This is a genomic window from Janthinobacterium paucivorans, assembly GCF_051380805.1.
GTDB classification, from domain to species: domain Bacteria; phylum Pseudomonadota; class Gammaproteobacteria; order Burkholderiales; family Burkholderiaceae_D; genus Janthinobacterium; species Janthinobacterium lividum_D.
Genome location: NZ_JBNYXR010000007.1, coordinates 102877 through 129621 on the forward strand (window position 1 = coordinate 102877; position 26745 = coordinate 129621).

18 protein-coding genes are annotated in these 26745 nt (G+C 61.3%); 7 read left to right on the plus strand and 11 right to left on the minus strand.

Going from position 1 to position 26745, the window contains the following annotated elements; genetic code table 11:
- Nucleotides 1-85 precede the first annotated feature (85 nt).
- The 6 genes from ACQ4V8_RS10815 to ACQ4V8_RS10840 form a co-directional block, all read right to left on the minus strand.
- Complete coding sequence (locus tag ACQ4V8_RS10815; RefSeq protein WP_010402075.1) at nucleotides 86-1045, minus strand: sugar ABC transporter substrate-binding protein; 960 nt, start codon at nucleotides 1043-1045, stop codon at nucleotides 86-88.
- Nucleotides 1046-1446: 401 nt separating this feature from the next.
- On the minus strand, nucleotides 1447-3708 hold the full coding sequence (locus ACQ4V8_RS10820) for a YgiQ family radical SAM protein (RefSeq protein WP_010402077.1): 2262 nt from the start codon (nucleotides 3706-3708) through the stop codon (nucleotides 1447-1449).
- 306 nt (nucleotides 3709-4014) lie between these two features.
- Nucleotides 4015-4293, minus strand: coding sequence for a DUF4404 family protein (locus ACQ4V8_RS10825; protein WP_070346046.1), 279 nt, complete (start codon nucleotides 4291-4293; stop codon nucleotides 4015-4017).
- Nucleotides 4294-4304: 11 nt separating this feature from the next.
- The gene (locus ACQ4V8_RS10830; protein ID WP_010402080.1) at nucleotides 4305-4517 is read right to left on the minus strand and encodes a VF530 family protein; all 213 of its coding nucleotides are present in this window, start codon (nucleotides 4515-4517) and stop codon (nucleotides 4305-4307) included.
- Nucleotides 4518-4626: 109 nt separating this feature from the next.
- Nucleotides 4627-6771, minus strand: coding sequence for a M3 family metallopeptidase (locus ACQ4V8_RS10835; RefSeq protein ID WP_010402084.1), 2145 nt, complete (start codon nucleotides 6769-6771; stop codon nucleotides 4627-4629).
- A gap of 226 nt (nucleotides 6772-6997) precedes the next feature.
- Complete coding sequence (locus ACQ4V8_RS10840; protein WP_436571447.1) at nucleotides 6998-9163, minus strand: M3 family metallopeptidase; 2166 nt, start codon at nucleotides 9161-9163, stop codon at nucleotides 6998-7000.
- 255 nt (nucleotides 9164-9418) lie between these two features.
- On the opposite strand from ACQ4V8_RS10840, the gene ACQ4V8_RS10845 reads away from it, so the two are divergent.
- On the plus strand, nucleotides 9419-9787 hold the full coding sequence (locus tag ACQ4V8_RS10845; RefSeq protein ID WP_010402088.1) for a DUF6404 family protein: 369 nt from the start codon (nucleotides 9419-9421) through the stop codon (nucleotides 9785-9787).
- A gap of 24 nt (nucleotides 9788-9811) precedes the next feature.
- Here ACQ4V8_RS10845 and ACQ4V8_RS10850 read toward each other — a convergent pair whose 3' ends face one another.
- Nucleotides 9812-10030 carry a SlyX family protein gene (locus tag ACQ4V8_RS10850; RefSeq protein ID WP_010402089.1) on the minus strand — a complete coding sequence of 73 codons (219 nt, stop codon included), beginning with the start codon at nucleotides 10028-10030 and terminating at the stop codon, nucleotides 9812-9814.
- A 162-nt stretch (nucleotides 10031-10192) separates the two neighbouring features.
- Here ACQ4V8_RS10850 and ACQ4V8_RS10855 point away from each other — a divergent pair, with 162 nt between their 5' ends.
- Nucleotides 10193-10570, plus strand: a complete 378-nt coding sequence (locus tag ACQ4V8_RS10855) for a type II toxin-antitoxin system RelE/ParE family toxin (protein WP_070346044.1) — start codon at nucleotides 10193-10195, stop codon at nucleotides 10568-10570.
- Nucleotides 10567-10923, plus strand: coding sequence for an addiction module antidote protein (locus ACQ4V8_RS10860; protein WP_010402091.1), 357 nt, complete (start codon nucleotides 10567-10569; stop codon nucleotides 10921-10923). The genes ACQ4V8_RS10855 and ACQ4V8_RS10860 overlap by 4 nt, the downstream gene beginning before the upstream one ends.
- Before the next feature lie 7 nt (nucleotides 10924-10930).
- On the opposite strand, the gene ACQ4V8_RS10865 is transcribed toward ACQ4V8_RS10860, so the two are convergent.
- Nucleotides 10931-12991: a UvrD-helicase domain-containing protein gene (locus ACQ4V8_RS10865; protein WP_010402092.1), complete on the minus strand. Its 2061-nt coding sequence runs from the start codon at nucleotides 12989-12991 to the stop codon at nucleotides 10931-10933.
- A gap of 209 nt (nucleotides 12992-13200) precedes the next feature.
- Here ACQ4V8_RS10865 and ACQ4V8_RS10870 point away from each other — a divergent pair, with 209 nt between their 5' ends.
- Nucleotides 13201-13686, plus strand: coding sequence for an SRPBCC family protein (locus ACQ4V8_RS10870; RefSeq protein WP_436571448.1), 486 nt, complete (start codon nucleotides 13201-13203; stop codon nucleotides 13684-13686).
- A gap of 241 nt (nucleotides 13687-13927) precedes the next feature.
- Here the strand turns inward: ACQ4V8_RS10870 and ACQ4V8_RS10875 are convergent, their stop codons facing one another.
- Nucleotides 13928-15376 carry a dihydrolipoyl dehydrogenase gene (locus ACQ4V8_RS10875; protein WP_070346593.1) on the minus strand — a complete coding sequence of 483 codons (1449 nt, stop codon included), beginning with the start codon at nucleotides 15374-15376 and terminating at the stop codon, nucleotides 13928-13930.
- Nucleotides 15377-15507: 131 nt separating this feature from the next.
- On the opposite strand from ACQ4V8_RS10875, the gene ACQ4V8_RS10880 reads away from it, so the two are divergent.
- Nucleotides 15508-16398 (plus strand): ArgP/LysG family DNA-binding transcriptional regulator, encoded by an 891-nt coding sequence (locus ACQ4V8_RS10880; protein WP_196856549.1) that lies wholly within the window; start codon nucleotides 15508-15510, stop codon nucleotides 16396-16398.
- A gap of 1 nt (nucleotide 16399) precedes the next feature.
- Here ACQ4V8_RS10880 and ACQ4V8_RS10885 read toward each other — a convergent pair whose 3' ends face one another.
- Nucleotides 16400-18475, minus strand: a complete 2076-nt coding sequence (locus ACQ4V8_RS10885; protein ID WP_436571449.1) for a primosomal protein N' — start codon at nucleotides 18473-18475, stop codon at nucleotides 16400-16402.
- Nucleotides 18476-19315: 840 nt separating this feature from the next.
- Nucleotides 19316-20401, minus strand: a complete 1086-nt coding sequence (gene hemE, locus ACQ4V8_RS10890) for a uroporphyrinogen decarboxylase (protein WP_029496739.1) — start codon at nucleotides 20399-20401, stop codon at nucleotides 19316-19318.
- A gap of 198 nt (nucleotides 20402-20599) precedes the next feature.
- Here hemE and ACQ4V8_RS10895 point away from each other — a divergent pair, with 198 nt between their 5' ends.
- The gene (locus ACQ4V8_RS10895; protein WP_436571450.1) at nucleotides 20600-22543 is read left to right on the plus strand and encodes a dipeptidyl-peptidase 5; all 1944 of its coding nucleotides are present in this window, start codon (nucleotides 20600-20602) and stop codon (nucleotides 22541-22543) included.
- Complete coding sequence (locus ACQ4V8_RS10900) at nucleotides 22540-26727, plus strand: DEAD/DEAH box helicase (RefSeq protein ID WP_436571451.1); 4188 nt, start codon at nucleotides 22540-22542, stop codon at nucleotides 26725-26727. Before ACQ4V8_RS10895 ends, ACQ4V8_RS10900 begins: the two co-directional genes overlap by 4 nt.
- The last annotated feature ends 18 nt before the right edge of the window (nucleotides 26728-26745 follow it).

The window sequence follows — 26745 nt, forward strand, 5'->3', positions numbered from 1 at the left end:
AGTAGTGGCGGCGGGGCCGGCACCGCCTACTCCCTACTAATGAGTACGCAGGCGCCGGCCGCGGCGGGATCAAACGATCAGGCGATCAGGACTTGGCGCCCTTGGCGACCAATTCGACCTTGGTTTCGATGACGCCACCCAGGTCAGCCTGTTTCTTCTTCTGTGCCAGGGCTTTGAGCACGGTGTCGATGCCGAACACGGCTTGCTGCGAACCGAACTGGTCAGCGGTGGCCAGCACGCGGCCATCGGCCAGCATCGGCTTGATGGCGTTGATGTTGTCGTAGCCGACGACCAGCACTTTGCCCGTCTTGCCTGCGGCCTTGATGGCGGAAATGGCGCCGATGGCCATGTTGTCGTTACCGCACAGCAAGGCCTTGATATTCGGATTGGCGTTCAGCATGGCGGCCGCTACCGTGTTGGCAGGGGCGATTTCCCACTGGCCCGACTGCACGCTGACAACCTTGGCGCCGGCCGCATTCATGGCATCCTGGAAGCCCAGGGTACGCTGCTGTGCATTGTAAGTGGTGGAAACGCCTTCGATGATGCCGACGGGGTCGCCCTTTTTGAGCTGCGGGGCCAGATAATCGCCGACGACCTTGGCGCCCTTGCGGTTGTCAGGACCGACGAATGGCACGCTGATGCCCTTCTCTTTCAGGGCGCCCTCGTCGAGCTTGTTGTCGATATTGACGACGATGATGCCTGCATCGATGGCTTTCTTCAGCACCGGCACCAGCGCTTTCGAGTCGGCAGGGGCGATCACCAGCGCGTTGACGCGCGCGACGATCATTTGCTCGACCAGCTTGATCTGGCTCGACGTATCCGTCTCATCCTTGATGCCGTTCGACAGCAAGTCGTACTTGGCGGCATTCGCCTTCTGATGCGCCTTGGCGCCATTTTCCATGGTCAGGAAAAATTCATTGGCGAGCGACTTCATCACCAGCGCGACCTTCGGTTTGGCAGGTGTCTGCGCCATCGCCGGCACAGCGGGCAAGGCACACACCAGGACAGCGGCGGCAATCATTTTCAGGCGAATACGGGATGTCATGAGCGTCTCCAGAGTTGTTGGTCAAGCATGTGTAGAGTATGCATTGATGGAATTTCATTGCGCGCAAACGTTTGCGCGAAGCGAATAGTGCCTCAATGCCACATATTAGTGCAAGCAAAACTGTATGTGCGGTGCAGCAAAAAGAGTAAGTTCAGAAGCAGGCAAGCGCATGCGATCCTCCTCTCAGGAGCTTTGTTGCCGTAGGGCTAGCTATTCAATAGTTTTTCCAGCACCAAGTTAGCACATGGAAAAATTATCTTTTATGCTTTTCAGTTTTCAACTACCGGTAGTAAACCTGCCGGCAAGGGCGCCGCGCCCTATCTTGGTGCGCAGAAAGAAAAAACCCGGCAGCGCAGGTCGCGTTGCCGGGTTTTCCATCCATGCCCCAAGGGAGATGACAGTTACTTGCGTCCGCCCCGTGCCGGCGCGGCATGGCCGCCCTTAGCAGGTGGCTTGCTGCCGCGCCCCAGCGGCGCGGCGGCTGGTTTGGCACGGGTTTTGATGGTCGACAAGATCGAGGGACGCACTTTCGACTCGGCAGCCGAAGCTTTTGGCGCCGCTGCCGTGCCGCCCAGGGCGATACGGTTCTTGCCCGGCGTGACCTTGAACTTGTCCGGCGTGCCGGCACCATGCGTCTGGCGGCTGCGTTCGCCTGCCGCCAGGCCGCCCGACTCCGACGAAGTCCAGGCAGGAATCAGATGCTTGTCGCCATTGCCGATCAGGTCGCCACGCCCCATGTTGACCAGCGCTTCGCGCAGGATAGGCCAGTTGGCCGGGTCCTGGTAGCGCAGGAAAGCTTTATGCGTGCGGCGGATCTTGCCGCTACGCGCCGTTTCCACCACTTCCGAGTCAGCCGTCACCTTGCGCAAGGGATTCTTGCGCGTGTGATACATCGTCGTGGCCATCGCCATCGGCGTAGGCATAAAGGTTTGCACCTGGTCCAATTTAAAATTGTTTTTCTTCAGCCACAGAGCCAGGTTCAGCATGTCCAGGTCTGTCGTGCCAGGATGGGCGGCGATGAAATACGGGATCAGGTATTGCTTCTTGCCCGCTTCCAACGAGAAACGGTCGAACATTTCCTTGAACTCGTCATACGCGCCTATGCCGGGCTTCATCATCTTCGACAAGGTGCCCTCTTCCGTATGCTCGGGCGCGATCTTCAGCAAGCCACCGACGTGGTGCGTCACCAGTTCCTTCACATACTCAGGCGAGCGCACGGCCAGGTCATAGCGCAAGCCCGAGCTGATCAGCACTTTCTTGATGCCGGGAATGGCGCGCGCCTTGCGGTACAGGGAAATGAGCTTGCTGTGATCCGTGCCCAGATTCACGCAGATGGACGGGTAGACACAAGACAGGCGGCGGCACGATACTTCGATCTCTTTTTCCTTGCATGCGAGGCGATACATATTCGCCGTAGGGCCGCCCATATCCGAAATAGTGCCCGTAAAACCTTTGGTTTTATCGCGGATATGCTCAATTTCGCGCAAGATCGACGGTTCCGAACGGCTCTGGATGATGCGCCCTTCGTGCTCGGTGATCGAGCAGAAAGTACAGCCGCCAAAACAGCCGCGCATGATGTTGACGGAAAAACGGATCATTTCCCAGGCGGGAATGTGCGCCTTGCCATAGCTCGGGTGCGGTGCGCGCGCATAATTCATGTCGTACACGCCATCCATCTCGTCCATGGCCAGCGGCAGCGGCGGTGGATTGAGCCACACATCACGTTCGCCGTGCGCCTGCACCATGGCGCGCGCATTGCCGGGATTCGATTCCAGGTGGAATACGCGCGACGCGTGCGCATACATGACCGGGTCATCCTTGACGACGTCGTAGGCTGGCAGGCGCACGACCGTCTTGTCGTGCTTTTCCTTGGCCATGGCCAGGCGCTCTTCGCGACTCATGATACGGATAGGCTTAATGACTTCAGCCGATTTCGATGCATTTTCGGTGGCGCAGGCGGTTTTGTCTTCCTGCACCATCTCGTACGGGCTGTAGTGCGGGTCGATCTTGCCGGGCACGTCGACGCGGGTGGAATTGTGCACGCCCCAATCGTCGCCGGGCAACCAGCCGGAAGGCACCATGAAGGCCGTGCCGCGCAAGTTGCGGATATCCTTGATCGCTTCACCGGCAGCGAGGCGGTGGGTCAGGTCGACCAGCGCCCGCTCGGCGTTGCCGAAAATCAACAAATCAGCCTTGGAATCGGGCAAGACGGAACGGCGGACCTTGTCCGACCAGTAATCGTAATGGGCGATGCGGCGCAAGGACGCTTCGATGCTGCCGATGACGATGGGCACGTCGGGATAGGCTTCGCGCGCGCGCTGGGCGTACACGGTGACGGCGCGGTCCGGGCGCTTGTTCGGCTCGGCATTCGCGGTGTAGGCGTCGTCGGAACGGATCTTGCGGTCAGCCGTGTACTGGTTGACCATGGAATCCATATTGCCGGCGGTAATGCCGTAATACAGACGCGGCTTGCCGAGAATGCGGAAGGCCTCGGCCGACAGCCAGTCGGGCTGGCTGATGATGCCGACGCGGTAACCCTGCGCTTCAAGCAGGCGACCCACCAGGGCCATGCCGAAACTCGGATGGTCGATGTAGGCGTCGCCCGTGACGAGGATGACGTCGCACTGGTCCCAGCCCAGCGCGTCCATCTCGGCACGCGACATCGGCAGGAAAGGCGCTACGGCAGCGCGGGCAGACCGCTTGGGAACGGTCGCAAATAAATTGGTAGGGGAGCTCATAGGGTACGGATTGTACCGGAATTGGCCATTTCCAACCTGACGGCCTGCTTTTTACTGTTGGATTTTCGTATAAAAAACGTTTATTTTTCAATTACTTGGGGTCACACCCTTTGAGTCTGACCCTAGAATTGAAGGTCTGGGGGTAGACGTTGGCATTTGACCCAACACCTTGACTGCTGGGGTACGACCCGACGGGTCGGCCCCCGATCAACGCGTAGCGACTGACCCCGATCAGATACCCATATTAGCTAAAATCTCACCCAACTCGCGCAAGGCCGGCTCCAGTTTCGGATGCTTGACGGCAAACTTGGCCGACAATTCCTGGCTGCGCTCGGCCAGTCCATAGGTGGTCGACTCTTGGTCCTGTTCCTGGGCAGCGCGCTTTTCCATCAGCAACTTGATGTCGACGTCGAGTTTTTGCAGCAAAGCATGCAGTTCTTCATCAACGGGGCCGCTGGTTTGGAGTGTCGAATGCAGCTGTTGCAGCGATTCCTTGAGTTTGCTATCCATGTTTTTTCCTGTCAGTCAGTAAATTGCGTGTCCAGGTACAACTGTTCCACCCTGCTCCTGGCCCACGGGGTCTTGCGCAAAAACTTCAGGCTCGACTTGATGCTGGGATCGCTGATGAAGCAATTGATATCGATGTGCTTGGCCAAGCCGTCCCAATCGTAGTGGGCCTGCAGGCGCGTCACGATAGCTTCCAGGGTGATGCCATTCAAATCTTGCTGACTCATATACTCTTTCTACTACCTTCTTGTTGACATCTTACGCAATTCTACGCCGCCGGCAAAGAAAGCTTGCGTGGGTCATGAAGACGCAGCGCAAGCTTCAGATAAGGACGGCTTACTTGGCGTTCAAGCCGCGGCGTTCCAGCAGCGGTTCCACGCTGGCGTCGCGGCCGCGGAAATCACGGAACAGTTGCAGGGCATCGACGCTGCCGCCGCGCGACAGCAATTTGCTGCGGAACCAGTCGCCATTCTTGCGCGTCAGGCCGCCGTTTTCCTTGAACCAGTTGACCGATTCCGCGTCCAGCTTTTCCGACCACAAATAGGCGTAATAGGCCGCCGAATAGCCGCCCGCGAAGCTATGCGAAAAGTAGCTGCTGCGGTAGCGCGGCGGCACGGGCGCATAATCGACGCCCGCATCGCTCAAGGCCGCTTTTTCAAAGGCCAGCACGTCGGTCGGGATCTGGCTCGGCGCCAGCTGGTGCCAGCGCTGATCCAGCAGGGCCGCCGACAGGTATTCCGTGGTCATGAAGCCCTGGTTGAATTTCTTCGCTGCCGTGACCTTGTCGAGCAACTCCTGCGGCATGGCCGCGCCGCTCTGGTAGTGCTTGGCATAGTTTTGCAGCACTTCCGGCCAGATAGCCCACATTTCATTGACTTGCGATGGATATTCGACGAAGTCGCTCGGTACGCTGGTGCCGGCAAAGCGCGGGTATTTCACGTTTGAAAACATGCCGTGCAGCGCATGGCCGAATTCGTGGAATATGGTCGTCACTTCATCGAAGGTCAATAGCGTCGGCTGGCCGGCAGGCGGCTTGGGAATATTCAACTGATTGGCCACCACCGGATGCGTGCCCATCAGTGACGACTGCGACACGTATTCATTCATCCATGCGCCGCCATGCTTGTTGCCGCGCGCATAAAAGTCGGCGATGAACAGCGCCAGCGGCTTGCCGTTGGCATCGAGCACGTCATAGACGCGCACGTCCGGGTTATACACCGGCAGATCGGTACGCTGTTTGAAGCTGATGCCGTACAGTTTATTGGCGGCAAAGAAGACGCCGTTATTCAACACGCTATCGAGTTCCAGGTACGGTTTCAGCTCGTTTTCATCAAAATTAAAACGTTGCTTGCGCAGCTTGTCCGTGTAGATGGCCCAGTCGGCCGCCGCTACCTGGAAACCGCCTTTTTCCGCGTCGACCAGTTGCTGCAGGTCGGCCGCTTCGCGGCGCGCGTTGGCGACAGCCGGTTTCGCCAGTTCCGACAACAGGGTGTTGACGGCCGTGGTGGTCTTGGCTGTCTGGTCTTCCAGCGAGTAGGCGGCGTAATTGGCGTAACCGAGCAAGGTGGCCCGTTCGGCGCGCAGTTTTGCCAGCTTCAGCACGATGGCGCGATTGTCGAACTCGCCGCCTTCGCTGCCGCGCTTCAGCGAAGCGTCCATCAGGCGCTGGCGTGTCTTGCGATCCGTCAATACAGCCAGCGGCGGCTGGCTGCTGGTGTTGACCAGGGCGATGACGAACTTGCCCGTCAAGCCCCGTTCCTTGGCTGCCGTGGCGGCCGTGTCGATATCACTGTCCGTCATGCCAGCGAGCTCGGCGCGCGTATCGACGACGATGCTCTTGGCATTCGTTTCCTTCAGCACGTTTTGCGCAAAGGCCGTTTCCAGGCCCGCCTGCTCGGCGTTGTAGGCTTTCAATTTTTCCTTGTCCGCATCGGACAGCTTGGCGCCGGCGCGCACGAAATCCGTGTGATAGCGGGCCAAAAGGCGCAAGGATTCGGCATCGAGGCCCAACTTGTCGCGCTTGGCGTACAGGGTGTCGATGCGGGCAAACAGTTTCGGGTTCAGGGTGATCGCGTCGCCATGCGCGGCCAGTTTCGGCGACACATCCACTTCCACCGCTTCGATCACGCTGTTGGTGTTGGTCGAGGTCATGTTGCTGAAGATGCTCTGCACGCGGTGCAGCAGTTGCCCCGTGCGCTCGAGGGCGACGATGGTATTTTCAAACGTGGGGGCCTGGCGGTTGTTGGCAATCGCGTTGACTTCGGCCAGCTGGCGTTTCATGCCTTCGGCGAACGCCGGCGCGTAGTGAGCGTCCTTGATCAGGCCGAACTGCGGCATCTGGAACGGCAGCGGACTGGCTTTGAGCAAAGGATTCTGGGCGCTGATGGCGGCAGCCGGTGTAGCGGCGGCGGCCAGGGCGGCAGGAGCGGCGTGAGCCAGCATGACGCTGGCAGCGATGACGAGCAGTTGTGGACGGATCATGACATCTTTCAGGAAGCGCGGGAGAGAACCGCGATCGCATCGCGGGCCAGTGGGAGATCATAGCAGCCTGTCACACGGGCGTCATCCAACATGGGCACTCCTGTGGTGCATAGCGGCAAATGCGCGCTTTACCACGGTTTATCATCAAAATTCCCAAATAAAAATGGCTGCCAATCGCTTGGCAGCCACTTCATTGACCCGGCTTTGAGAGCGGCAATACCCCTGTTTACTGACCGTTCAAGCCACGGCGTTGCAGCAGCGGCTCAATCTTCGCATCGCGGCCGCGGAAGTTGCGGTAGATGTCAAGCGCATCGGCGCTGCCGCCGCGCGACAACAGCTTGGCGCGGAACCAGTCGCCGTTCTTGCGCGTCAGGCCGCCGTTTTCCTTGAACCACTCGACCGTGTCGGCGTCGAGCTTTTCCGACCACAGATACGCGTAATAGCCGGCCGAATAGCCGCCCGCGAATGCGTGCGAGAAATACGTGGTGCGGTAGCGCGGCGGCGCCGGGGCGAAATCGACGCCCGCGTCCTTCAAGGCCGCTTTCTCAAACGCCAGCACGTCGGTCGGGATCTGGGCCGGAGTCAACTGGTGCCAACGCTGGTCCAGCAGGGCCGATGCCAGGTATTCCGTGGTTTTATAGCCTTGGTTGAAATTGTCGGCCGCCGTCACTTTGGCCAGCAGCTCGGCCGGGATGGCCGCGCCCGTCTGGTAGTGTTTGGCATAGTTTTGCAACACTTCCGGCCACAGCGCCCACATTTCATTGACTTGCGACGGGTATTCGACGAAGTCGCGCGGTACGCTGGTGCCGGCGAAGCGCGGGTACTTCACGTTCGAAAACATGCCGTGCAGTGCATGGCCGAATTCGTGGAACATGGTGTTGACTTCGTCAAACGTCATCAGGGTCGGCTGGCCCGCTTCCGGCTTTGGAATGTTCAAGTTATTCGCGATGACCGGCTTGCGGTTCAGCAAGCTCGATTGGCCCACGTAGGCATTCGCCCAGGCGCCGCCGCGCTTGTTGCTGCGCGCGTAAGGGTCGAGCGTAAAGATGGCCAGTTGCGTGCCGTCTTCATTGAAGACGTCGTACACCAGCATGTCGGATGTGTAGACGGGCAAGTCGGTGCGTTGCTTGAAGCTCAGGCCGTACAATTTACCAGCGGCAAAGAACACGCCACGGGTCAGCACGCTGTGCATTTCAAAGTACGGTTTTAATTGCGTCTCATCAAAGTTGTAGCGCTCGGCGCGTACCTTGTCGCTGTAGAAAGCCCAGTCGGCGGCGCCCACCTTGAAGCCGCCTTTTCCTGCATCGATGACCTTCTGGATATCGTCTGCTTCACGGCGCGCATTGACGACGGCCGGTTTCGCCAGCTCGCCCAGCAAGGTATTCACGGCGGTGGTGTCGTGCGCCGTCTGGTCTTCCAGTGAATAGGCAGCATAGTTCGGGTAGCCCATCAGCGCAGCACGTTCGGCGCGCAATTTCGCCAATTCCAGTACTTCCTGGGTATTGTCGAACTCGCCACCACGGCTGCCGCGCGCTTGCGCGGCGGCCATGATGCGTTCGCGCACGGCACGGTTGGTCAGCAGCGACAGCGGTGCCTGGCCCGTCGTGTTGACGAGGGCAATCACATACTTGCCATCGAGGCCGCGCTTCTTGGCCAGGCCGGCGGCCACGTCGATAGCGGCCGGCGACAGGCCGTCGAGTTCTTCGCGCGTGTCGACGACGACGGCCGAGGCGTTCAATTCCTTCAGTACATTTTGTGCGAACTTGGTCGACAGGGCCGCCAGCTGGCCATTGTAGGCGCGCAGCTTTTGCTTGTCGGCCGCCGACAGCTTGGCACCCGCGCGCACGAAGTCGGTGTGGTAGCGTTCCAGCAAGCGTTTCGATTCGGCATCGAGTCCCAGCTTGTCGCGCTTGGCGTACAGACTGTCGATGCGCTTGAACAATTTGTCGTTGAGCATGATCGCGTCGCTGTGGGCTGCCATTTTCGGCGCCAGCTCGCGTTCCAGGCCCTGGATCGTCTCATTCGTATTCGAGCCGGACATCACGGAAAAAACGGTGCGCACGCGGCTCAGCAACTGGCCCGAGCGCTCCATGGCGACAATGGTATTGTCGAACGTGGCCGGCTTCTTGTTGTCGGCAATCGCGTTGATTTCCGCCAGGTTGGCGGCCATGCCTGCCGTAAAGGCAGGCGCGTAGTCGGCGTCTTGCACCTTGTCGAACGGTGGATAGTAGAACGGCAGGCTGCTGGCCTGCGCAAACGGGTTCGAAGCGGGCAAGGCGGCAGCCGCAGTAGCGGCCGTGGTGGGCGCTGTGGTGGCGGTAGCGGCAAAAGCGGCAGCGGCTGGCGCCAGCATCAAGCTGGCGGCGATGACGAGCATTGTTGGACGGGTCATGTCTTCTTTCAAGAAACGCAAGAGAGCCGCGATTGTGTCGCGGGCCAGCCTGAAATAATAACAGCCTGACACACTTGCGTCATCAGCAACGAGCAATGGTGACGCCAGGTCCGTACATGCAAAACCCGCACGCCTGTTTCCCCGAACATGCAAAACGGTACGGCAACGTCAGCGCCTGGGATGTCAGAAAGTGTGCAGTTCGAGTTTGCCGGTGTGGCGTATAGTATCTATTCGGCAACGATAGAAGGAGAAACCATGAGCTTTGAGCATCGCAAGGCACGCGCCTTGGAACTGTTGAGCAACACCGGCATGACCCGCAGCCACTATGCGCCGCCGCTGATACGCCTGTTGTGGAAGGCCGGCGTGCAAGTACGGCCGCCGCATTTCCAGCCCTTCCTGCGTACCGCGCTCGGCATGGGACTCTGGTTCGGCATGTTCTGGGGCCTGATCATGTGGATTTTTTTCTGGTCGCGGCCCGATGCTGCCACGCCGCTATCACCGCTGGTAGCGCTGGCGGCTGCCTGCGCGGCAGGCAGCCTGTTTGGCATCGCCATGGCCAGCTTTTATGCGCGCGAACGGCACAAGCATCAGTTGCCGGCATGGACCACGCTGGACAAACAATAAGGTGGCCCCAGGTAATTTCCTCGATTAATAGTGGGGCGGGCGCTCGTTGACCAGTCCGCCATTCGCCTGCTGCGCACCGTCGCGCACATGCTCGCCCAGCTTGTGCAACATCGATTCCAGCTGGTCGATGCGCTTGCCTTGCTGGTACACCATCTGGTTCAGCGACTCGACCAAGTCTTCCTGCTGCGCCAGCTTGATTTCGATATCGACGAAACGTATTTCCATCTGTTCTGCATTATCCATGGTGCTCTCGGTGATTCCTGACTGAAAGGGGGCATTCTACCGCCGCAGCGCCGTGAGCCAGCACAAACCTCGTCCATTCCCCATCGGTCAGGTGGCCATTTCTGCCTATTCTTCACTAATGGCTGAATCAAACCGCTTGACGAATGAGAACAAACGATTACAATGGACGTATCCACTTTGCCTGACCTGATCGATACACGCAAGACGCTCGAATACCGGCGCTGGGAAGACTCCCTGCACGACGTGGCGGCGGCCGCCATCGATGCGCGCATCAAGCATTTACAGCATGGAAAAAAGGGCGACTGGCGACCAGTGGGCGAAGGCGTGTGCGAACTGCGCTTTTTACAGACGGGCCCCGGATGGCGCGTGTATTTTCACGAAACGAATCGGGGCACACTGATCTTGCTGCTGTTGGGTGGAAACAAATCGAGCCAGCAACGCGACATCAAGCAGGCGCAAGCGATCCTCAGAGACTTGAAAGCCCGGCAGGCGGCCCTGAAGAAGGCGGCGACGGCATCCACAGGAGCACGAAAGAAATGAACCAAGACATCCATAGCGACACCTTCGATCTCGACGACCTCGAAGCATTAGGCCTGAACAAATTTGACCCGACGCAACACCTGACCAGCAAGGCCGCCGTGGCCGCCTATATGAGCGAAATCGTCGCCACCGGCAACGCCGAACTGTTCCAGTCAGCCATGAATGACGTGGTGCGCGCCTACGGCATGGGCAAGGTGGCGGCGCGGGCCGACATCACGCGCGAAGGCGCGTATAAAGCCTTGCGCGAAGGCAGCAAACCGCGCTTCGAAACCATTTTAAAGATGCTCGATGCACTGGGCATGCAGCTGGCCATCGTGCCAAAAACCACGCCCGACGGCGCCGTGGAAGCCTGAACGCTGCTTACACTTTCGGCGTGGCCAGCAAGGCCTTCATGCGCGCCAGCCGTTCTTTCGGCGAAATGATTTCCGACTCCGTCGGCACGGCGTCACCCACGTCGAGCTCCATTTCTTTGATGAAACGTGACGGGTCGCAATGGACTTGTTCGCCAGCCCGCTTGCGCTTCTTGCACCAACTGACGTGCAAGGTGCGCTGGGCCCGCGTGATGCCCACATACATCAGCCGCCGCTCTTCTTCGATGCGCGCGGCGATGCTTTCGGCGGGCGCGTCGGGGTCGCCCTTGTGCGGCAAAATCCCCTCTTCCACGCCGACCAGAAACACGTGCGGGAACTCCAGCCCCTTTGACGCGTGCAGGGTGGACATGCGCACGGCATCCTGCTCCTCGTCCTTGCCCTCCAGCATGGTCATCAGGGCCACCATCTGCGTCAATTCCAGCACGTTCTTTTCTTCGCCGTCGCGGTCCTTGCCACCCCTGCCGCGCTCCTTGAGCCAATTGACGAATTCCAGCACGTTCTGCCACTTGCTTTGCGCTTGCCGTTCCTCGAAGGCATCGTACAGATACGATTCGTAGTGGATTTCCTTCATCATGTCGTCCAGCACTTCGGCCGCGTTGTCGCCGCTGCCAGCGGCACCCGGGCGGCTGGCGCGCGATTCGAGGTCGTTGATGAAGTTGCAAAAATCACGCAACGGCCCCAGTTGGCGGTCCGTCAGCTTGGCCTCGATGCCGCCCTTGAATACGGCCTGGAACAGCGAGCACTGCCACTGGCCCGAAAACGCGCCCAGCGCTTCCAAGGTTGACTGCCCCACGCCACGGCGCGGCGTCGTCACGGCGCGGATGAAGGCTGGATCGTCGTCTTCGTTAGCCAGCAAACGCAGGTAGCTGATGATGTCCTTGATTTCCGCCTTGTCGAAGAAGCTCTGGCCGCCCGAAATCGTGTATGGAATACGTTCCTTGCGCAAACATTGCTCGATGATGCGCGCCTGGTGGTTGCCACGGTACAGAATCGCGTAATCGGAAAACTTGTTCTTGCGTTCAAAATGGTCGGCCGAGATCATGATGGCCACTTGCTCCGCCTCTTGCTCGTCCGTCTGCATGCCCAGCACCTTGATCGGCTCGCCCAGGCCGTGTTCCGACCACAGCGACTTTTCAAACAGCTTGGGGTTATTGCCGATCACGGCATTGGCAGCATTGAGCACGCGCATGGTGGAGCGGTAATTCTGCTCAAGCTTGATCACGCGTAAATCGGGGAAATCCGTTTCCAGCGTTTTCAGATTTTCCACGGTGGCGCCGCGCCAGGCATAGATGGCCTGGTCATCGTCACCCACGGCCGTAAACATCGGCTTCTTGCCGATGCCCGTCACCATCAGTTTGACCAGTTCGTACTGACAGGTATTCGTATCCTGATATTCGTCGACGAGCAGGTAGCGCAGGCGGCGCTGCCACTTGTCGCGCACGGGGCCGTTATTGCGGAACAGTTCCACCGGCAAACGGATCAAATCGTCGAAATCAACGGCCTGGTAGGCAGACAGCGTTGCCACATAGCTGCGGTAGATGCGCGCCGCGTTCGCTTCGTCCTCGTCCTTGGCTTGCGCCAGCGCCATGTCCGGATCGATCAAGCCGTTTTTCCACAGCGACATGGCGCTCTGGATGCCACGGATCACCTGTTTATCGGTGGTAATGGCAAGGTCTTGCACCAGCGAAAAACAATCATCGCTGTCCATGATGGAAAAGCGGTCTTTCAAGCCCACGCCATTGGCTTCCTGGCGCAGGATTTTCACGCCCAGCGAGTGGAAGGTCGATACCGTCAACTGCTTCGCCTGGCGCGGCTGTTTCAACAGCTTGGCGATGCGCTCCTGCATTTCCAGCGCCGCCTTGTTGGTGAAGGTCAAGGCGGCGATGGTGCGCGGGTCATAGCCCCGGTCTTCGATCAGGTGAGCGATCTTTTGCGTGATCACGCGCGTCTTGCCCGAGCCGGCGCCCGCCAGCACCAGGCAAGGGCCGTCGAGGTAGGTAACCGCTTCGCTTTGCGGCGCATTCAGACCGAACTGTGGTGCTTTGGACATCAGGGTATTTCCGCAGGGAACAGCAGCCCATTGTAACAGCGTCGCGTCCGCCTTTTGCACGGCCAGATCTGCGCGAAAAACAGGCAATGACATTGATATCTCGCCAATTGCCGCCATCTCGGCCCGGGCAAGGCGTGCGGCCAAGCCAGCGCTAGAGTACCATTCCGCCTATACCGCCCGTGCGCGCCCACTTACCGAATGGCAGTCCCATGAAATTTGAACATCTGATTGAAATCAACGATCCGCTGAACCCGCTGATCGACACCCTGAGCCTGGAACAAGTCTGGCGTGGCCTGGTCTTGCGCGCCGAGTCGCCGAAATTGTTCGTGCCGCACCTGGACGAGTGCCAGATCAGCGAACGCAGCGATGACGGTTTCGCGCGCAGCCTGCGCTATGGCGAGCTGGTCATCAACGATACGGTGCAGCTGCTGGCGCAACTGCAGGTGCGCTATACGGTGCCGGCGCAAAAGGATATCAGCGCGTCCTCGCTGGTGATGACCGTCGAGATGCCCGACGAAGCGAGCCTGTGGGTGCGCTTCCAGTACGACGACGGCCACGACGCGGCCACCGATGCAGCCAACGCCATGTACGACGACTTGCGCCGCGCCGCCTACAAGGAGTCCGACATCGACACCGTGCGCATCATGCGCGAGCTGGCCGCCGAGGGACGCCTGGACGTCGGCCTGCTCAATTAAACGCTTGCGCTAGATGCGCGCTGCGGCCCCACAGCTGGGCAGAGCGACACTGCTGTCCCGCCTGCTCCGCGCTGGGCACTTCACCGATGGCGTGCAAGTTCTGGCGCGCTCCAGCAACGACGCCAGCGGCGCATCCAGGGTGGCCGTGTCGGGCATCAACGTTGCGCGCAGGGCCACGTTTGGCAGCAAGGTCTGGCGCGATGAGCTCGCCTACAAAATGTAACTCAAGCATACGCTCGCATCAGACGCCGGGCGAGCAATCGGCGCAGCCGGGTGCGTGTTCAGGGTCTTTTGCCAGGTGCAGCGCCAGCTCGCGCAAGGCCGTGCGCACGCCTTCCTCGATGACGGGGTGGTAAAACGGCATGTCGAGCAGGGCCGGTACCGTCAGCTGGGCTTGGCAAGCCCAGGCCAGCAAGTGACTCAAGTGTTCCGCCCTTGGGCCGATCAGCTCGGCGCCGAGCAAACGCTGGCTGCCAAACTGCGCATACACGCGCAGCAAGCCCTGGTTTTGCAGCATCACGCGGCTGCGGCCCTGGTTGCCGAAGGATACGGCGCCCACGGCAAAACGGCCCGCGTGGCTTGCGCACAATTGCCGGTAGGTGGCGCCCAGGGTAGCGATCTGCGGCTCGGTGAAGGCGATCGTCAATGGCGTGCGGCGCAAGCTCGGCTTGACGTCAGGAAAGCGCGCCGCGTTGTCGCCCGCGATGCGGCCCTCGTCGGCTGCTTCGGGCAGCAGCGCTAATGCGTTGTCGGCATCGCCGGCGATGAAGATGGCACTCTGGCCGCACTGCATGGTGTGCGGGTCATACAGGGGGATACCATGCCGGTCGAGCGCAATTTGCGCCGTTTCCAGGCCGAGTTGATCCACGTTCGGACGGCGGCCGATGGCGGCCAGCAAATACTCGAACTGCTCGGTTTTTTCCTGGCCCGCAGCATAGCGGCTGGTCAGCGCGATGGCGCTGCCATCCGGCGTTTTTTCCACGTGCGCCACGCTGGTCTGGAAGCGGATATCGAGTTCGCGCGCCAGCACGGCGCCCGCCTCCTGCAGCACCAGCGGGTCCGTCAGCTGCGCGACATTATTACCGCGCGCAAACAGGGTCACGCGCACGCCCAGGCGAGCCAGCGCCTGACCCAGTTCCAGGCCGATCACGCCGCTGCCGACCACGGCCACGGAGCTGGGCAAGTCGGTCCACTCGAACACGGCGTCGCTGGTAATGACGCGCTCACCCGCCGCCTGCCACTCGGGCGGCACGATGGGCGTGGAGCCGCTGGCGATGACGATGCTGGTGGCCTCGACGATGCTGTGCTCGCCCACCTGCAATTTGCCGGGACCGATAAAGCGTGCGTGGCCGCGCAATTTTTCCTCGTCGGCAATGGCGTCGATGCCGTCGAGCACGAAACCGACAAAGCGGTCGCGCTCGCTGCGCACCCGGTGCATGACTTGCTTGCCGTCGATGCGCACGGAGCCCGGATGCACGCCGAAGCCGGGCGCCGCAGCCACCGCGTGGGCCGCCTCGGCGGCCGCGATCAAGAGTTTGCTGGGCATGCAGCCCACGCGCGCGCAAGTCGTGCCGTACGGCCCGCTTTCGATCATCAGCACGCGCTTGCCCTGCAGGCGCGCCGCCTTGTGCGCCGTCATGCCAGCCGTACCGCTGCCGATCACTGCCACATCGACTTGTCGTGTTTTCATCATGTCACTGATCTCCGCGTCTGATTGCTCATGCGCTTCGATACTACCCGTTTGGCAAAAATAAAGTTTTACTTTGCAGCAATACATGTATTAGTATAACTAATTAATGTATTGATTTATAAGCTGAGCTAATGCTATCACTCGATTATCGCGCGCTGGCCGTGCTGGACGCCGTGGCCAGCCACGGCAGTTTTGACAAGGCTGCTCTCGCGCTGGGCATCACCCAGTCGGCCGTATCGCAGCGCATCAAGGCGCTGGAAGACGCCAGCGGACGCCTGCTGATCATCCGTGGCCAGCCGGCCGTGCCTACGGGCCTGGGCCAGCGCCTGATCGTGCATCACCGCAACGTCAAGCTGATGGAAGCATCGCTCGACATCGACCTGGGCAATAGTGTCAGCATGCCGGAAATCGCCATCGCCATCGATGCCGACAGCCTGGCCACCTGGTTCCCCGCTACCCTGTCGGCCTTGCTGACGCCACCGCGCTGCCAGCTCGACGTGCGCCTGGCCGACAGCGACAGCGCCTTGCAAATGGTGCGCGATGGCTCCGTGTTTGGCTGCGTGGCGGCCGAAACCGCCACAGCGCCCGATGCGGCGGCGGCCACCAGCGTCACGCCGCTGGGCGTGCTGCGCTATGTCTGCGTGGCCACGCCGGTGTTTGCGGGCCACTGGTTCGGCGATGGTTTCAGTGACGAGGCGGTGCAACTGGCACCCGCCGTGGTGGGCCAGCACGGCTTGCTGGCGCGTTTTCTTGCTGAACAATTGGGCATGCGTGAGCCGTTTCCGCACCACACCTTACCGGTGGAAACGGCGCGCCGCAGCTGCGTCCAGGATGGCCTGGCCTATGGCCTGGTGCCGCAGCGCCTGGCCGCGCCGGCGCTGGCGACAGATCGTCTCGTCGATCTGCTGCCGGGCAGCACTCTGGACGTACCGTTGAGCTGGCATGCCTGGACCCTGGACACGCCATTTACCAAGCTGCTATCGGAGCAGATCGTCAAGTCGGCGCGCGACTACCTGGCGTAATTCAGATATCCAGCGGGTCCACTTCCAGCGACCATTTCACGCGCGTCTTCATGGCGCGCAATTGCGCCAACCATTCCTTTAAAAACGCCTGCAGCGCGGGCCGCGAGGGCGATTCGAGCAGCAGCTGGGCACGGTCCACGTTGTACACGCGCGTCATGCTCATGGGAATCGGATCATTGATGTTCACCTGCGGGTGGGCCATGCATTCCTTGGCCGCCTGCAAGAACTCGATGGCCGTGGCCAGCTCGGGCGCTTCGGCGCGCAGCAGTGCCTGGAACAGATACGGCGGCAGCGCCGCCTGTGCCCGCTCTTCGAGCAAGCTGGTGGCGAAATGCTCGTAATCGTGGTTGACGACGGCGTCGTACAGTGGATGGCGCGCATAGCGCGTCTGGATCAGCACCTCACTGACGCTGCCCCCTTGCGTCTGCGCGGCGCGCCCGGCGCGGCCCGCCACTTGCATCAGCTGGGCAAACAGCCGTTCGCTGGCCCGGTAATCCTGCGAAAACAGGGCCGTGTCCGGGTTCAAAATCCCCACCAGCGTCAGCTTTTTGAAATCGTGGCCCTTGGCCACCATCTGCGTGCCGATCAAAATATCCACTTCACCCCGGTGCACGGTATCGAACGCTGCCTGGGCGCTGCCCTTCTTGCGCGTGGAATCGGCGTCGATGCGCAAAATACGCGCCTCTGGAAACAATTGCTGTAGACCCTCTTCCACCCTCTGCGTACCGCGTCCCAGCGGCTGCAAGTCGACATTGCCGCAGGTGGGGCAATGGCGGGGAATGCGCAATTCCAGGCTGCAATGGTGGCAGCGCAGGCGGTGCTCGGGCTTGTGCAGCACCATGAACGACGTGCAGCGCGTGCAATTGCTGATCCAGCCGCACGATTCACAGCAAATCACGGGAGAATAGCCGCGCCGGTTCAAGAACAGCAGCGACTGTTCGCCCCGCTCCATGCGCAGCTTCAAGGCGGCGATCAGATGCGAGGTCAGGCCATCTTTCGGCCGGTCGCGCTCCATGTCGAGTATTTTGACGCGCGGCAAGACCGCATTTTTCACTGCCCGCTCGCGCAATTCCAGCTTGCGGTAGCGCCCCGTCTGCGCGTGATGCCAGCTTTCCAGCGAGGGCGTGGCCGAGCCCAGCACGATGGGAATCTGCAATTGCCAGGCGCGCCACACGGCCAGGTCGCGCGCCGAATAGCGCAAGCCTTCCTGCTGCTTGTAGGATGGGTCGTGCTCTTCGTCGATGACGATCAGTTTCAATGCCGGCAGCGACGCCAGGATGGCCAATCGCGTACCAAGAATGATGCGCGCCTGGCCCCGGTGGGCGGCCAGCCAGTGCAGCATGCGCTCGCCTTCCGACAAGCTGCTGTGCAAGGTAGCGAGCATGACGCCGGGAAAGCGCGCGCGAATATTGCCTTCCAACTGGGGCGTCAGATTAATTTCCGGCACCAGGATCAGGATTTGCGCATCATCGTCGCGCGCCAAAACCTGGGCGCAGGCTTGCAGATACACTTCCGTCTTGCCGCTGCCCGTCACGCCGTACAGCAGCGTCGGCTTGAAACCGCGCGCGCCGCCGATGGCGTCCGCCGCCTCTTGCTGGGCGGCATTCAGGAGCGGCATGTTGAGCGGCGTGCCATCGTGCGCGTCGGCCAGCTTGGCCAACTTCTTGATGGCGCGATCCAGCGCCACGGTGGTCAGCACGCGCAAGTTCTTCGGCAAGCCCGGCAAGGCCACTTCGCCCAGCGGGCGCTGGTAATAATCGGCGGCGAAGGCGGCCAGCGCCAGCCACTGTTCCGACAACGGCGCCAGTTGGCTGCGCACGGCCAGCACATCCTTCAATTTCTCGACGGGCACGTCGGTGCTGCTTGAGATGCCGACGATCAAGCCCATCACTTCGCGCCGGCCGAACGGCACCAGCGCCAGCTGCCCCACTCGCGGCAACTGCCCCACTACCGGTACAGGCACGCCAGCATCAGCGCCGGCGCCCGGCGGCGCACTCCAGCGGTAATCGAACAGGGCGTTCAAGGGCGTGTCGAGCGCGATTTTCAGGATGCACGACGTCAAAATGCGCTGCGGCATGGGAGGGGTGGCCTATCTCAATAAAAAAGCGCGCCGCAGGGTCGATGGCGCGGCGCAATGTCAGGCATCAAGCCAGCGGGCCATGATACTTGTTTCGTCCGTCAAACGCCTAACGGCAGACACGAGCGCGTGCCATGCTGCCAAAAAGAAATTCTGTGGATAACTTTGTGGACAAAGCAAAATTAACTTTCATAAAAATGTGGATAGAAAATTTTGATCGCCGTCAAGAGGGGGAGGAAAGAAAAATTAACTATTTAAAATCAATGACTTAAAAATTTACCTCTGGGAGGTGATAAATCCGTGAGGCATTTCCGCCGCTGTGCATAACTGCAGCATTTGTCATTTTTTTGTACAGAAATAAGCACCATTTAGAGGCATCCGATCAACGCAAACGGGGGCGGCATACAGCAAAGTTGACAATTCCGGGGCAAGCCTTTGTCTTGGCCTGCCGAGTGATGAAACATTGTTCAATGATTATGCTCTGCAGCATGCACTGCAGTTAAAACCTGAATCTCGACGCTCCATACCGATGGACAACTATTTTTCAATTTTATCCACAGCATCTGTTGATAACTTTGTGGACAATGAAGGAACAAGGCTGCCAAGCGGAAGAACAACCTGAGCAATTGCCACAAAGTGCGCCTGGTGCTGAATTTTTATTTCTTAATAATCAAGCACTTGCAGAGCATCCCTGGGCATGGATTTTCAACTGCCTCATATTTCCGCAGAAAAAAAAATTGTGCATAAGTCGGCATTTCCTGCCAGGGCGCAGTAAAGAAAAAGGCAGGCTTCCGCGGGAAAGCCTGCCTTTTTTGCCCCTGCACCAGGGAACGCGGCGGCTTACTGGCCGCTGCGCATGGCGCGGCTCATGCTGTGCACGGCTTCCACCATGGCATGCACCGATTCCGGCGGCGTGAACTGGGAAATGCCATGACCCAGGTTGAATACGTGGCCCGTGCCGGCCGATGGCGCGCCAAAGGCGTTGAGCACTTTCGCCACTTCGGCGCGGATCTGCTCGGGACTGGCGAACAGGATGGCGGGGTCGAGATTGCCCTGCAAGCCCACTTTATGCCCGACCAACTGGCGCGCGCGCGTCAGGTTGACGGTCCAGTCCAGGCCCACGGCATCGGCGCCTATGTCGGCGATTTGCTCGATCCACTGGCCGCCGCCCTTGGTAAACACGATGGCGGGAATCTTGACGCCATCCTTGTCGCGTTTCAGCTGTGCCACCACCTGCTGCATGTAGGCCAGCGAGAATTCCTGGTAGGCACCATCGGCCAGCGCGCCGCCCCAGGAGTCGAAAATCATCACGGCTTGCGCGCCGGCATCGATTTGCGCATTCAGGTACTGCGCCACGGAAGTGGCATTGATGGCCAGGATGTGGTGCATCAGGTCAGGGCGGTTGTACAGCATCTTCTTGATGGTATGGAACTCTTTCGAGCCGCTGCCTTCCACCATATAGCACGCCAGGGTCCATGGGCTGCCGGAAAAACCGATCAGCGGCACGCGGCCATTGAGTTCCGTGCGGATCTGCGTGACCGCCTTGAAAACGTAGTCGAGCGACGCCAGGTCCGGCACCTGCAGCGCCTTCACATCGTGCTCCGTGCGCAGCGGGCGCTCGAACTTCGGCCCTTCGCCATCGGCAAAATACAAGCCCAGGCCCATCGCGTCAGGCACCGTCAGGATGTCGGAAAACAGGATGGCGGCGTCGAGCGGGAAGCGCTCCAGCGGCTGCAAGGTCACTTCGGTGGCGTAATCGGGATTCTTTGCCAAGCCCAGGAAGGAGCCGGCCCGCTCGCGCGTGGCGCGGTACTCGGGAAGGTAGCGGCCCGCCTGGCGCATCAGCCAGACTGGGGTGTGCTCGGTCGGCTGGCGCAGCAAGGCGCGCAGGAAAGTATCATTCTGGAGCGGAGCAAATTGTGGCATGGCAGGCAATCGAGCTTGGAGAAGCGATATTATCGCATCCAATCGCTGCCATTTCATTGATTCCAGTGCCGCTTTACAGCATTTGCCACGCACAGCGATGTCTTTCGTTGTGCCAGCCCTTCCATTATGATGATGCACGCCGCCGCGCTGCCTGACGCCGCCCGGCGGCCCTTCTTCCCATTACGACACGGAGCCCGCATGACCTCGACCGCATCCAGCACCCCTTATGGCATTTGGCCATCGCCGATCAGCGCGGCCATCGTCGCCGCTGGCGCCTCGCCGCTGACGCAGCTGGCCCTGGGCGGTGCCGATGGCAGCGACGTGTTCTGGCTGGCCGGGCGCGCCAGCGAGGCCGGCCGTAACACCCTGCTGCGCCAGCGCGGCGCCAGAGTCGATGAATTGACGCCGGCGCCCTTCAATGTACGCACCCGCGTGCATGAATACGGCGGCGCTGCGTATGCAATCGCGGGCGATACCGTGTATTTCTCGCATTTTGCAGACAATTGCCTGTACCGCGTCGCCAGCGACGGCGCGCCGGAAGCGCTCAGCAAGGGCGGCAACACGCGCCACGCAGACTTCGTCGTCGATGCAGCCCGCTGCCGCCTGATCAGCGTGCGCGAGCAGCATCCGGACACCGGCCATGCGCACCCGGAAAATTGCCTGGCGGCAGTCGGCTTCGACGGCCGCGAAACGGTGCTGGCGCATGGTCACGACTTTTATGCGGCGCCGCGCTTGTCGCCGGACGGCAGCCAGCTGGCCTGGATCAGCTGGGACCACCCGCGCCTGCCTTGGCAAGGCACGGAACTGTGGCTGGCCGACGTACACGCGGACGGCACGCTGGGTTCGCCACGCCTGATCGCTGGCGGCGCGCGCGAATCGATCTGCCAGCCGGAATGGTCGCCGAATGGCTTGCTGCACTTCGTTTCCGACAGCAGCGGCTGGTGGAATCTGTACCGCCTGCACGGCGCCGATATCGAGGCGCTATGCCCGATGGAAGCGGAATTTGCCACGCCGCACTGGACTTTCGGCGCCAGCATGTACGGCTTTCTTTCCGACGACGAGATCGTCTGCACGTATATCCAGGCCGGCATCAGCTACCTGGCGCAATTGAACGTGGCGGCGGCCAAGCTCGAGCCGATTGCCCACCCCTACCAGGAAATCCGCGAACTGCGCGTGGGCCCCGGCTGTGTCGTACTGCTGGGCGGTAGCCCCACCATCGCGCTGGAACTGGCGCGCATCGACTTGTCGAACCATGAGCTGGAAGTGCTGGCGCAGTCGATCGCACACTTGCCCGCGCTCGCTTACCTGTCGGTGCCGCGCAGCTTGAGTTTTCCTAGCAGCAATGGCCGCACGGCTTACGCCTTCTTTTATGCGCCCGCCAATGGCGACGTGCAGGCGCCGGCGGGCACCTTGCCGCCCGTCATCGTCATCAGCCATGGCGGCCCCACCAGCATGGCCAGCAATACCTTGAAACTGGCGACGCAGTACTGGACCAGCCGCGGCATCGGCGTGCTCGACGTCAACTATGGCGGCAGCAGCGGCTTCGGCCGCGAATACCGCGACGCGCTGCGCGGGCAATGGGGCATCGTCGACGTGGAAGACTGCATCGCCGGCGCGCGCTACCTGGCGAGCAATGGCCTGGCCGACCCCGAGCGCCTGATCATCCGCGGCGGCAGCGCGGGCGGCCTGACGACCCTGTGCGCGCTGACCTTCCACGACGTCTTCAAGGCCGGTGCCAGTTACTATGGCGTATCCGACCTGAAGGGCCTGGACAACGATTCGCACAAGTTCGAATCGCGTTACACCGACTACCTGATCGCCTCGCAGCCGCAAGCCGAAGCGCTGTACCGTGAACGCTCGCCCATCCACCACACGGATAAACTGTCGCGCCCGATGATTTTCTTCCAGGGCCTCGATGACAAAGTGGTGCCGCCGCAGCAGTCGCAGCTGATGGTCGACGCCTTGCAGGCGCGCGGCGTGCCGGTCGCCTATGTGCCGCTCGAAGGCGAGGGACACGGCTTCCGCAAGGCGGAAAACATCGTGCGCACCCTGGACGCGGAACTGTATTTCTACCAGCGCGTGTTCGGCCTGCCTGTGGCGGCCGGCGAGCCTGCCGTACATATTGCCAATTTGCCCGCATGACCGAGCCGCATCCAGACCAGCTGCTGCTGGACGAATTCGCCGCCCTGCAGCAGCACGAAAAAATGATCCTGGCCTTGCTGGCCATCGCGGGCGAACCGGTGGGCAAGCATGCCGTGTATGAACACTTGCAGCGCGCCAATATCGTCGAGCCGGACGGCACGCCATTTTCCCTGCTCACCATCACGGGCATGCTGCAACATTTGGCGCGGCATGCGCTGGCGTTGGAAGTGGTGGGACGGGGCTTTGCCTGCGAGGCGAAGCTGCGCTGGCCCGCCATGCGCGCCGCCATCGAGCACCTGGCGTTTCGCGACCTGTGCCAGGCTATCGAGCTGATCAACCCCGTACGCCGCAACTGGGATGGCTATGTGGAGCTGCGCAGCTACCGGCAAGGCGTGGCGCGCCTGCGCATCGCCCTGCTGCGCAATGACGAAGTGCGCCACGTGAGCGCCATCCTGACCGCCTGCATGGCCTGCTATGAAGCGCAGCAACTGCATCCGCTGATCGAGATCTTCGGCCGCCCGTTCGAACCGGAAATGCTGTCTTTCGTCATGCCGCAGCTGCAAGACGACATCCTCGCCGTGCTGCTGGGCAACGCCCCGCGCGAGCCGGCCACGGCGCGCGCCATCCGCGCGTATGCGCGCGCACACCATGCGCGCCAGGCGGCGGCCGGCGACCATATCGGCGCCGCGCTGCCGTTGGCCGTGGCAGAGGACGCCCTGCTGTGCGGCGAACTCGACGCGGCCGCCAGCTACCTGGCGGGCCAGCAGGGCGCGCAAGCGCTGTTTGTCGACAGCAGCATCGTGCTCTTGCGCGGCGAACAAGCGCACGCCATGGCGGGCTTTGAAATCGCCCTGAAAGGGCTGCGCAAGGAGGCCGGCAAGCGCAAGCTGTGCTTCAGCGGCATCGGCGGGCACCTGTATGTGCTGGCCCTGCTGCGCGGCAATGATGCCAAGCTGCTCAAAAGCGCGGAAGCTTACCTCGATATCGCACTGCATGCGCAGCCGAACCACGACAGCATCGTCTACCAGCAGCTCAACACCTTGCGCCTGGTGCGCGCCGGCGTACTGCTGGCGGAAAGCATCGCCACGCGCAGCTGGGAAACAGGCTTGCAGGCGCAGTTGTTCCAGGCCTTGCTGTACTACTGGCTTGCGCTACCGCAATTGAACGAACGCAAGGACCAGCTGCACTTGCTGGTACAGCAAGCCGATGCCGCCGGCTACGATTTGATCGCGGCGCAGGCGGCCGGCTTGCTGGGCTTGATGGGCGAGCCGCAGCAGGAGCGCTATGCGACGGCCAAGCGGGCGCAGCACGGCTTGACCGATATGGCGCCGTGGTTCGAGCGCCAGGAAGCGTGGCAGCGCCAGCTGAGCGCACTGATCAACCTGCAGCAAGATGCTCCCGCCGAGGCCATCGGCAGCGTCTCGCGCCTGGTGTGGCTGGTGGCGTTCGACCCGCGCTTCGGCCTCACGGCCGTGGAAGTGCGCGAGCAGAAACGCGACGCGCGCGGCGGCTGGAGCAAGGGCCGCGCCATGGGCTTGAAACGCCTGGCCGAAGCGGCAGGCGACATCGATTTCCTCACGCCGCAGGACGCTCGCGCGGCTGGCAGCATCGCGCCCTTCAAACAGTATTATTCGTCGGCAGCGCGCTATGAAATCGAACTGGACAAAGCAGCCCTCTTGCTGGTCGGCCACCCGCTCGTCTTCTGGCTCGACGCGCCCGAGACGCGCGTGGAACTGATCGCCGGCGCGCCCGAACTGCTGATCAAGTCGCACGAGGGGCAGCTCTGGCTGGGCATGCAGCCCCCCTTGCCCGACAACGGCAGCAATGTGGTGCTGCAGCGCGAAACGCCAACGCGCTTGCGCGTGGTACACATCCTCGACGAGCACCGGCGCATCGGCGCCATCGTGGGCCTGGGCCTGTCCGTGCCGCTGCATGCGGAAAAACAGGTCATGCAAGCAATCGGCGCCATCTCATCCATGGTCACGGTGCAATCGGATATCGGCGGCGGCGAAGCGGAAACGATCACGGCCGACCAGCGTCTGCATGTGCACCTGCTGCCCTACCAGCAGGGCTTGAAAATGCAGATTTTAGTCCGCCCGCTGCTCGATAACGGCGCCTATTACGCGCCCGGCAGCGGCGCCGAAAGCGTGTTTGCCGACTTGGCGGGCCGCGCCGTGCAAGCACGGCGCGACCTGAACGCAGAACGCGAAGCGCAGCGCCAGCTGATCGGACGTTGCCTGGTGCTGGAAGAGGCGCAAGAAGAGCATGGCGAGTGGCTGTTGGGCCAGCCTGCCCTGGGCTTGCAATTGCTGCTGGAATTACAGGCGCTGGACCCCGCCGCTGTCGGCTCCGGCATTGTGCTGGCCTGGCCCGAAGGCGAAACCATGCGCGTGTCGAAACGCATCGACAGCGGCCAGATGCGATTGAATATCAGGAGCGAAAAAGACTGGTTTGCCGCCAGCGGCGAGGTGCAGATCGATGAAGACAAGGTGATGGATTTGCGCGCCTTGCTCGATTTGATGCAGAACAATAAGGGCCGCTTCGTGGCCCTCGGTGACAACCAGTTTCTGGCCCTCAGCGACGAATTGCACCGGCGCCTGTCGGAATTGGCCGCCTACGGCGAAACGCAGGCCGATGGTGTCCGCGTCCACCCGCTGGCCGCCTTCGCGCTCGAAGAGCTGGCCAACGATGCCGGCGGCGTCAAGGCCGACCAACTGTGGCGCGAGCACTTGCTGCGCCTGCGCGCCCTCGACGACTATCAGGCACAACTGCCCAGCACCCTGCAAGCCGACTTGCGCGACTATCAGCTGGCCGGTTTCGAATGGCTGGCGCGCTTGGCGCACTGGGGCGTGGGCGCCTGCCTGGCCGACGACATGGGCTTGGGGAAGACCTTGCAGGCGCTGGCGCTGATCCTGGCGCGCGCACCCAACGGCCCCACTTTGGTGGTGGCACCCACGTCCGTGTGCATGAACTGGATCAGCGAAGCGCAGCGCTTCGCGCCGACCTTGAAGATCAAACTGTTCGGTAGCGGCGACCGGGCCGACATGCTCGATACCTTGCAGCCATTCGACGTGGTGGTGGCCAGCTATGGCTTGCTGCAGCAGGAAGCGAGCATGTTTGCCGGCGTGCGCTGGCATAGCATCGTGCTTGACGAAGCACAAGCGATCAAGAATGGCGCCACCAAGCGCTCGCAAGCCGTGATGGCCCTGCAAGGCGATTTCCGCATGGTAGCCAGCGGCACGCCGCTGGAAAACCATTTGGGCGAATTGTGGAACCTGTTCCGCTTCATCAACCCAGGCTTGCTGGGCACTCTCGATCAATTTAACCTGCGCTTTGCCGGTCCGATTGAAAAAGATCAGGACAAGCGGGCGGCGGCCGGCGCGCGCTTGCGGCTGCGCCGCTTGATCGCGCCATTCATCTTGCGCCGCACCAAGACGCAAGTACTGTCGGAATTACCGTCCCGTACGGAGATTGTGCTGGAAGTGGAACTGTCGCCGCAGGAAACGGCGCTGTACGAATCCTTGCGCCGCGAAGCACTGGAAAAGCTGGCCATGCTGGAAGGGCCGGCGTCAAAGAAGGCCATCCAGATCCTGGCGGAAATCATGAAGTTGCGCCGCGCCTGCTGCAATCCGCAACTGGTGGCGCCGGAACTGGGCCTGGCCAGCAGCAAGCTGGCGGCCTTCGCCGAATTGCTCTCGGGCTTGCTGGAAAACCGCCACAAAGTGCTCGTCTTCAGCCAGTTCGTCGATCATTTGACCCTGCTGCGCCAGCACCTCGAACAGCATGGCGTCAGCTACCAGTATCTCGACGGCAGCACGTCCATGCAAGAGCGCAAGCGCCGGGTCGACGCCTTCCAGGCAGGCGAAGGCGATGTCTTCCTGATCAGCCTGAAAGCGGGCGGCATGGGCATCAACCTGACGGCGGCCGATTATGTGATCCACATGGACCCATGGTGGAATCCGGCCGTGGAAGACCAGGCCTCGGACCGTGCCCACCGCATGGGGCAATTGCGCCCCGTGACGATTTACCGGCTGGTGGCGAAACACACGATCGAGGAAGGCATCGTCGAATTGCACCAGCATAAGCGCGACCTGGCCGACAGCTTGCTGGAAGGCAGCGACGCGGCAGCGCGCATGTCGGCCAGCGACATGCTGGGCATGCTGCAGGAGGGCTTGAAGCAATGAGATTGAAAAAATGAACGG

Bases quoted from the DNA above. Each gene is read 5' to 3' on its own strand.
- ACQ4V8_RS10815 (WP_010402075.1), bottom strand. From the start codon at position 1,045: ATGACATCCCGTATTCGCCTGAAAATGATTGCCGCCGCTGTCCTGGTG.
- ACQ4V8_RS10820 (WP_010402077.1), bottom strand. From the start codon at position 3,708: ATGTCGCGTGCCGAGATGGACGCGCTGGGCTGGGACCAGTGCGACGTC.
- ACQ4V8_RS10825 (WP_070346046.1), bottom strand. From the start codon at position 4,293: ATGGATAGCAAACTCAAGGAATCGCTGCAACAGCTGCATTCGACACTC.
- ACQ4V8_RS10830 (WP_010402080.1), bottom strand. From the start codon at position 4,517: ATGAGTCAGCAAGATTTGAATGGCATCACCCTGGAAGCTATCGTGACG.
- ACQ4V8_RS10835 (WP_010402084.1), bottom strand. From the start codon at position 6,771: ATGATCCGTCCACAACTGCTCGTCATCGCTGCCAGCGTCATGCTGGCT.
- ACQ4V8_RS10840 (WP_436571447.1), bottom strand. From the start codon at position 9,163: ATGACCCGTCCAACAATGCTCGTCATCGCCGCCAGCTTGATGCTGGCG.
- ACQ4V8_RS10845 (WP_010402088.1), top strand. From the start codon at position 9,419: ATGAGCTTTGAGCATCGCAAGGCACGCGCCTTGGAACTGTTGAGCAAC.
- ACQ4V8_RS10850 (WP_010402089.1), bottom strand. From the start codon at position 10,030: ATGGATAATGCAGAACAGATGGAAATACGTTTCGTCGATATCGAAATC.
- ACQ4V8_RS10855 (WP_070346044.1), top strand. From the start codon at position 10,193: ATGGACGTATCCACTTTGCCTGACCTGATCGATACACGCAAGACGCTC.
- ACQ4V8_RS10860 (WP_010402091.1), top strand. From the start codon at position 10,567: ATGAACCAAGACATCCATAGCGACACCTTCGATCTCGACGACCTCGAA.
- ACQ4V8_RS10865 (WP_010402092.1), bottom strand. From the start codon at position 12,991: ATGTCCAAAGCACCACAGTTCGGTCTGAATGCGCCGCAAAGCGAAGCG.
- ACQ4V8_RS10870 (WP_436571448.1), top strand. From the start codon at position 13,201: ATGAAATTTGAACATCTGATTGAAATCAACGATCCGCTGAACCCGCTG.
- ACQ4V8_RS10875 (WP_070346593.1), bottom strand. From the start codon at position 15,376: ATGAAAACACGACAAGTCGATGTGGCAGTGATCGGCAGCGGTACGGCT.
- ACQ4V8_RS10880 (WP_196856549.1), top strand. From the start codon at position 15,508: ATGCTATCACTCGATTATCGCGCGCTGGCCGTGCTGGACGCCGTGGCC.
- ACQ4V8_RS10885 (WP_436571449.1), bottom strand. From the start codon at position 18,475: ATGCCGCAGCGCATTTTGACGTCGTGCATCCTGAAAATCGCGCTCGAC.
- hemE (WP_029496739.1), bottom strand. From the start codon at position 20,401: ATGCCACAATTTGCTCCGCTCCAGAATGATACTTTCCTGCGCGCCTTG.
- ACQ4V8_RS10895 (WP_436571450.1), top strand. From the start codon at position 20,600: ATGACCTCGACCGCATCCAGCACCCCTTATGGCATTTGGCCATCGCCG.
- ACQ4V8_RS10900 (WP_436571451.1), top strand. From the start codon at position 22,540: ATGACCGAGCCGCATCCAGACCAGCTGCTGCTGGACGAATTCGCCGCC.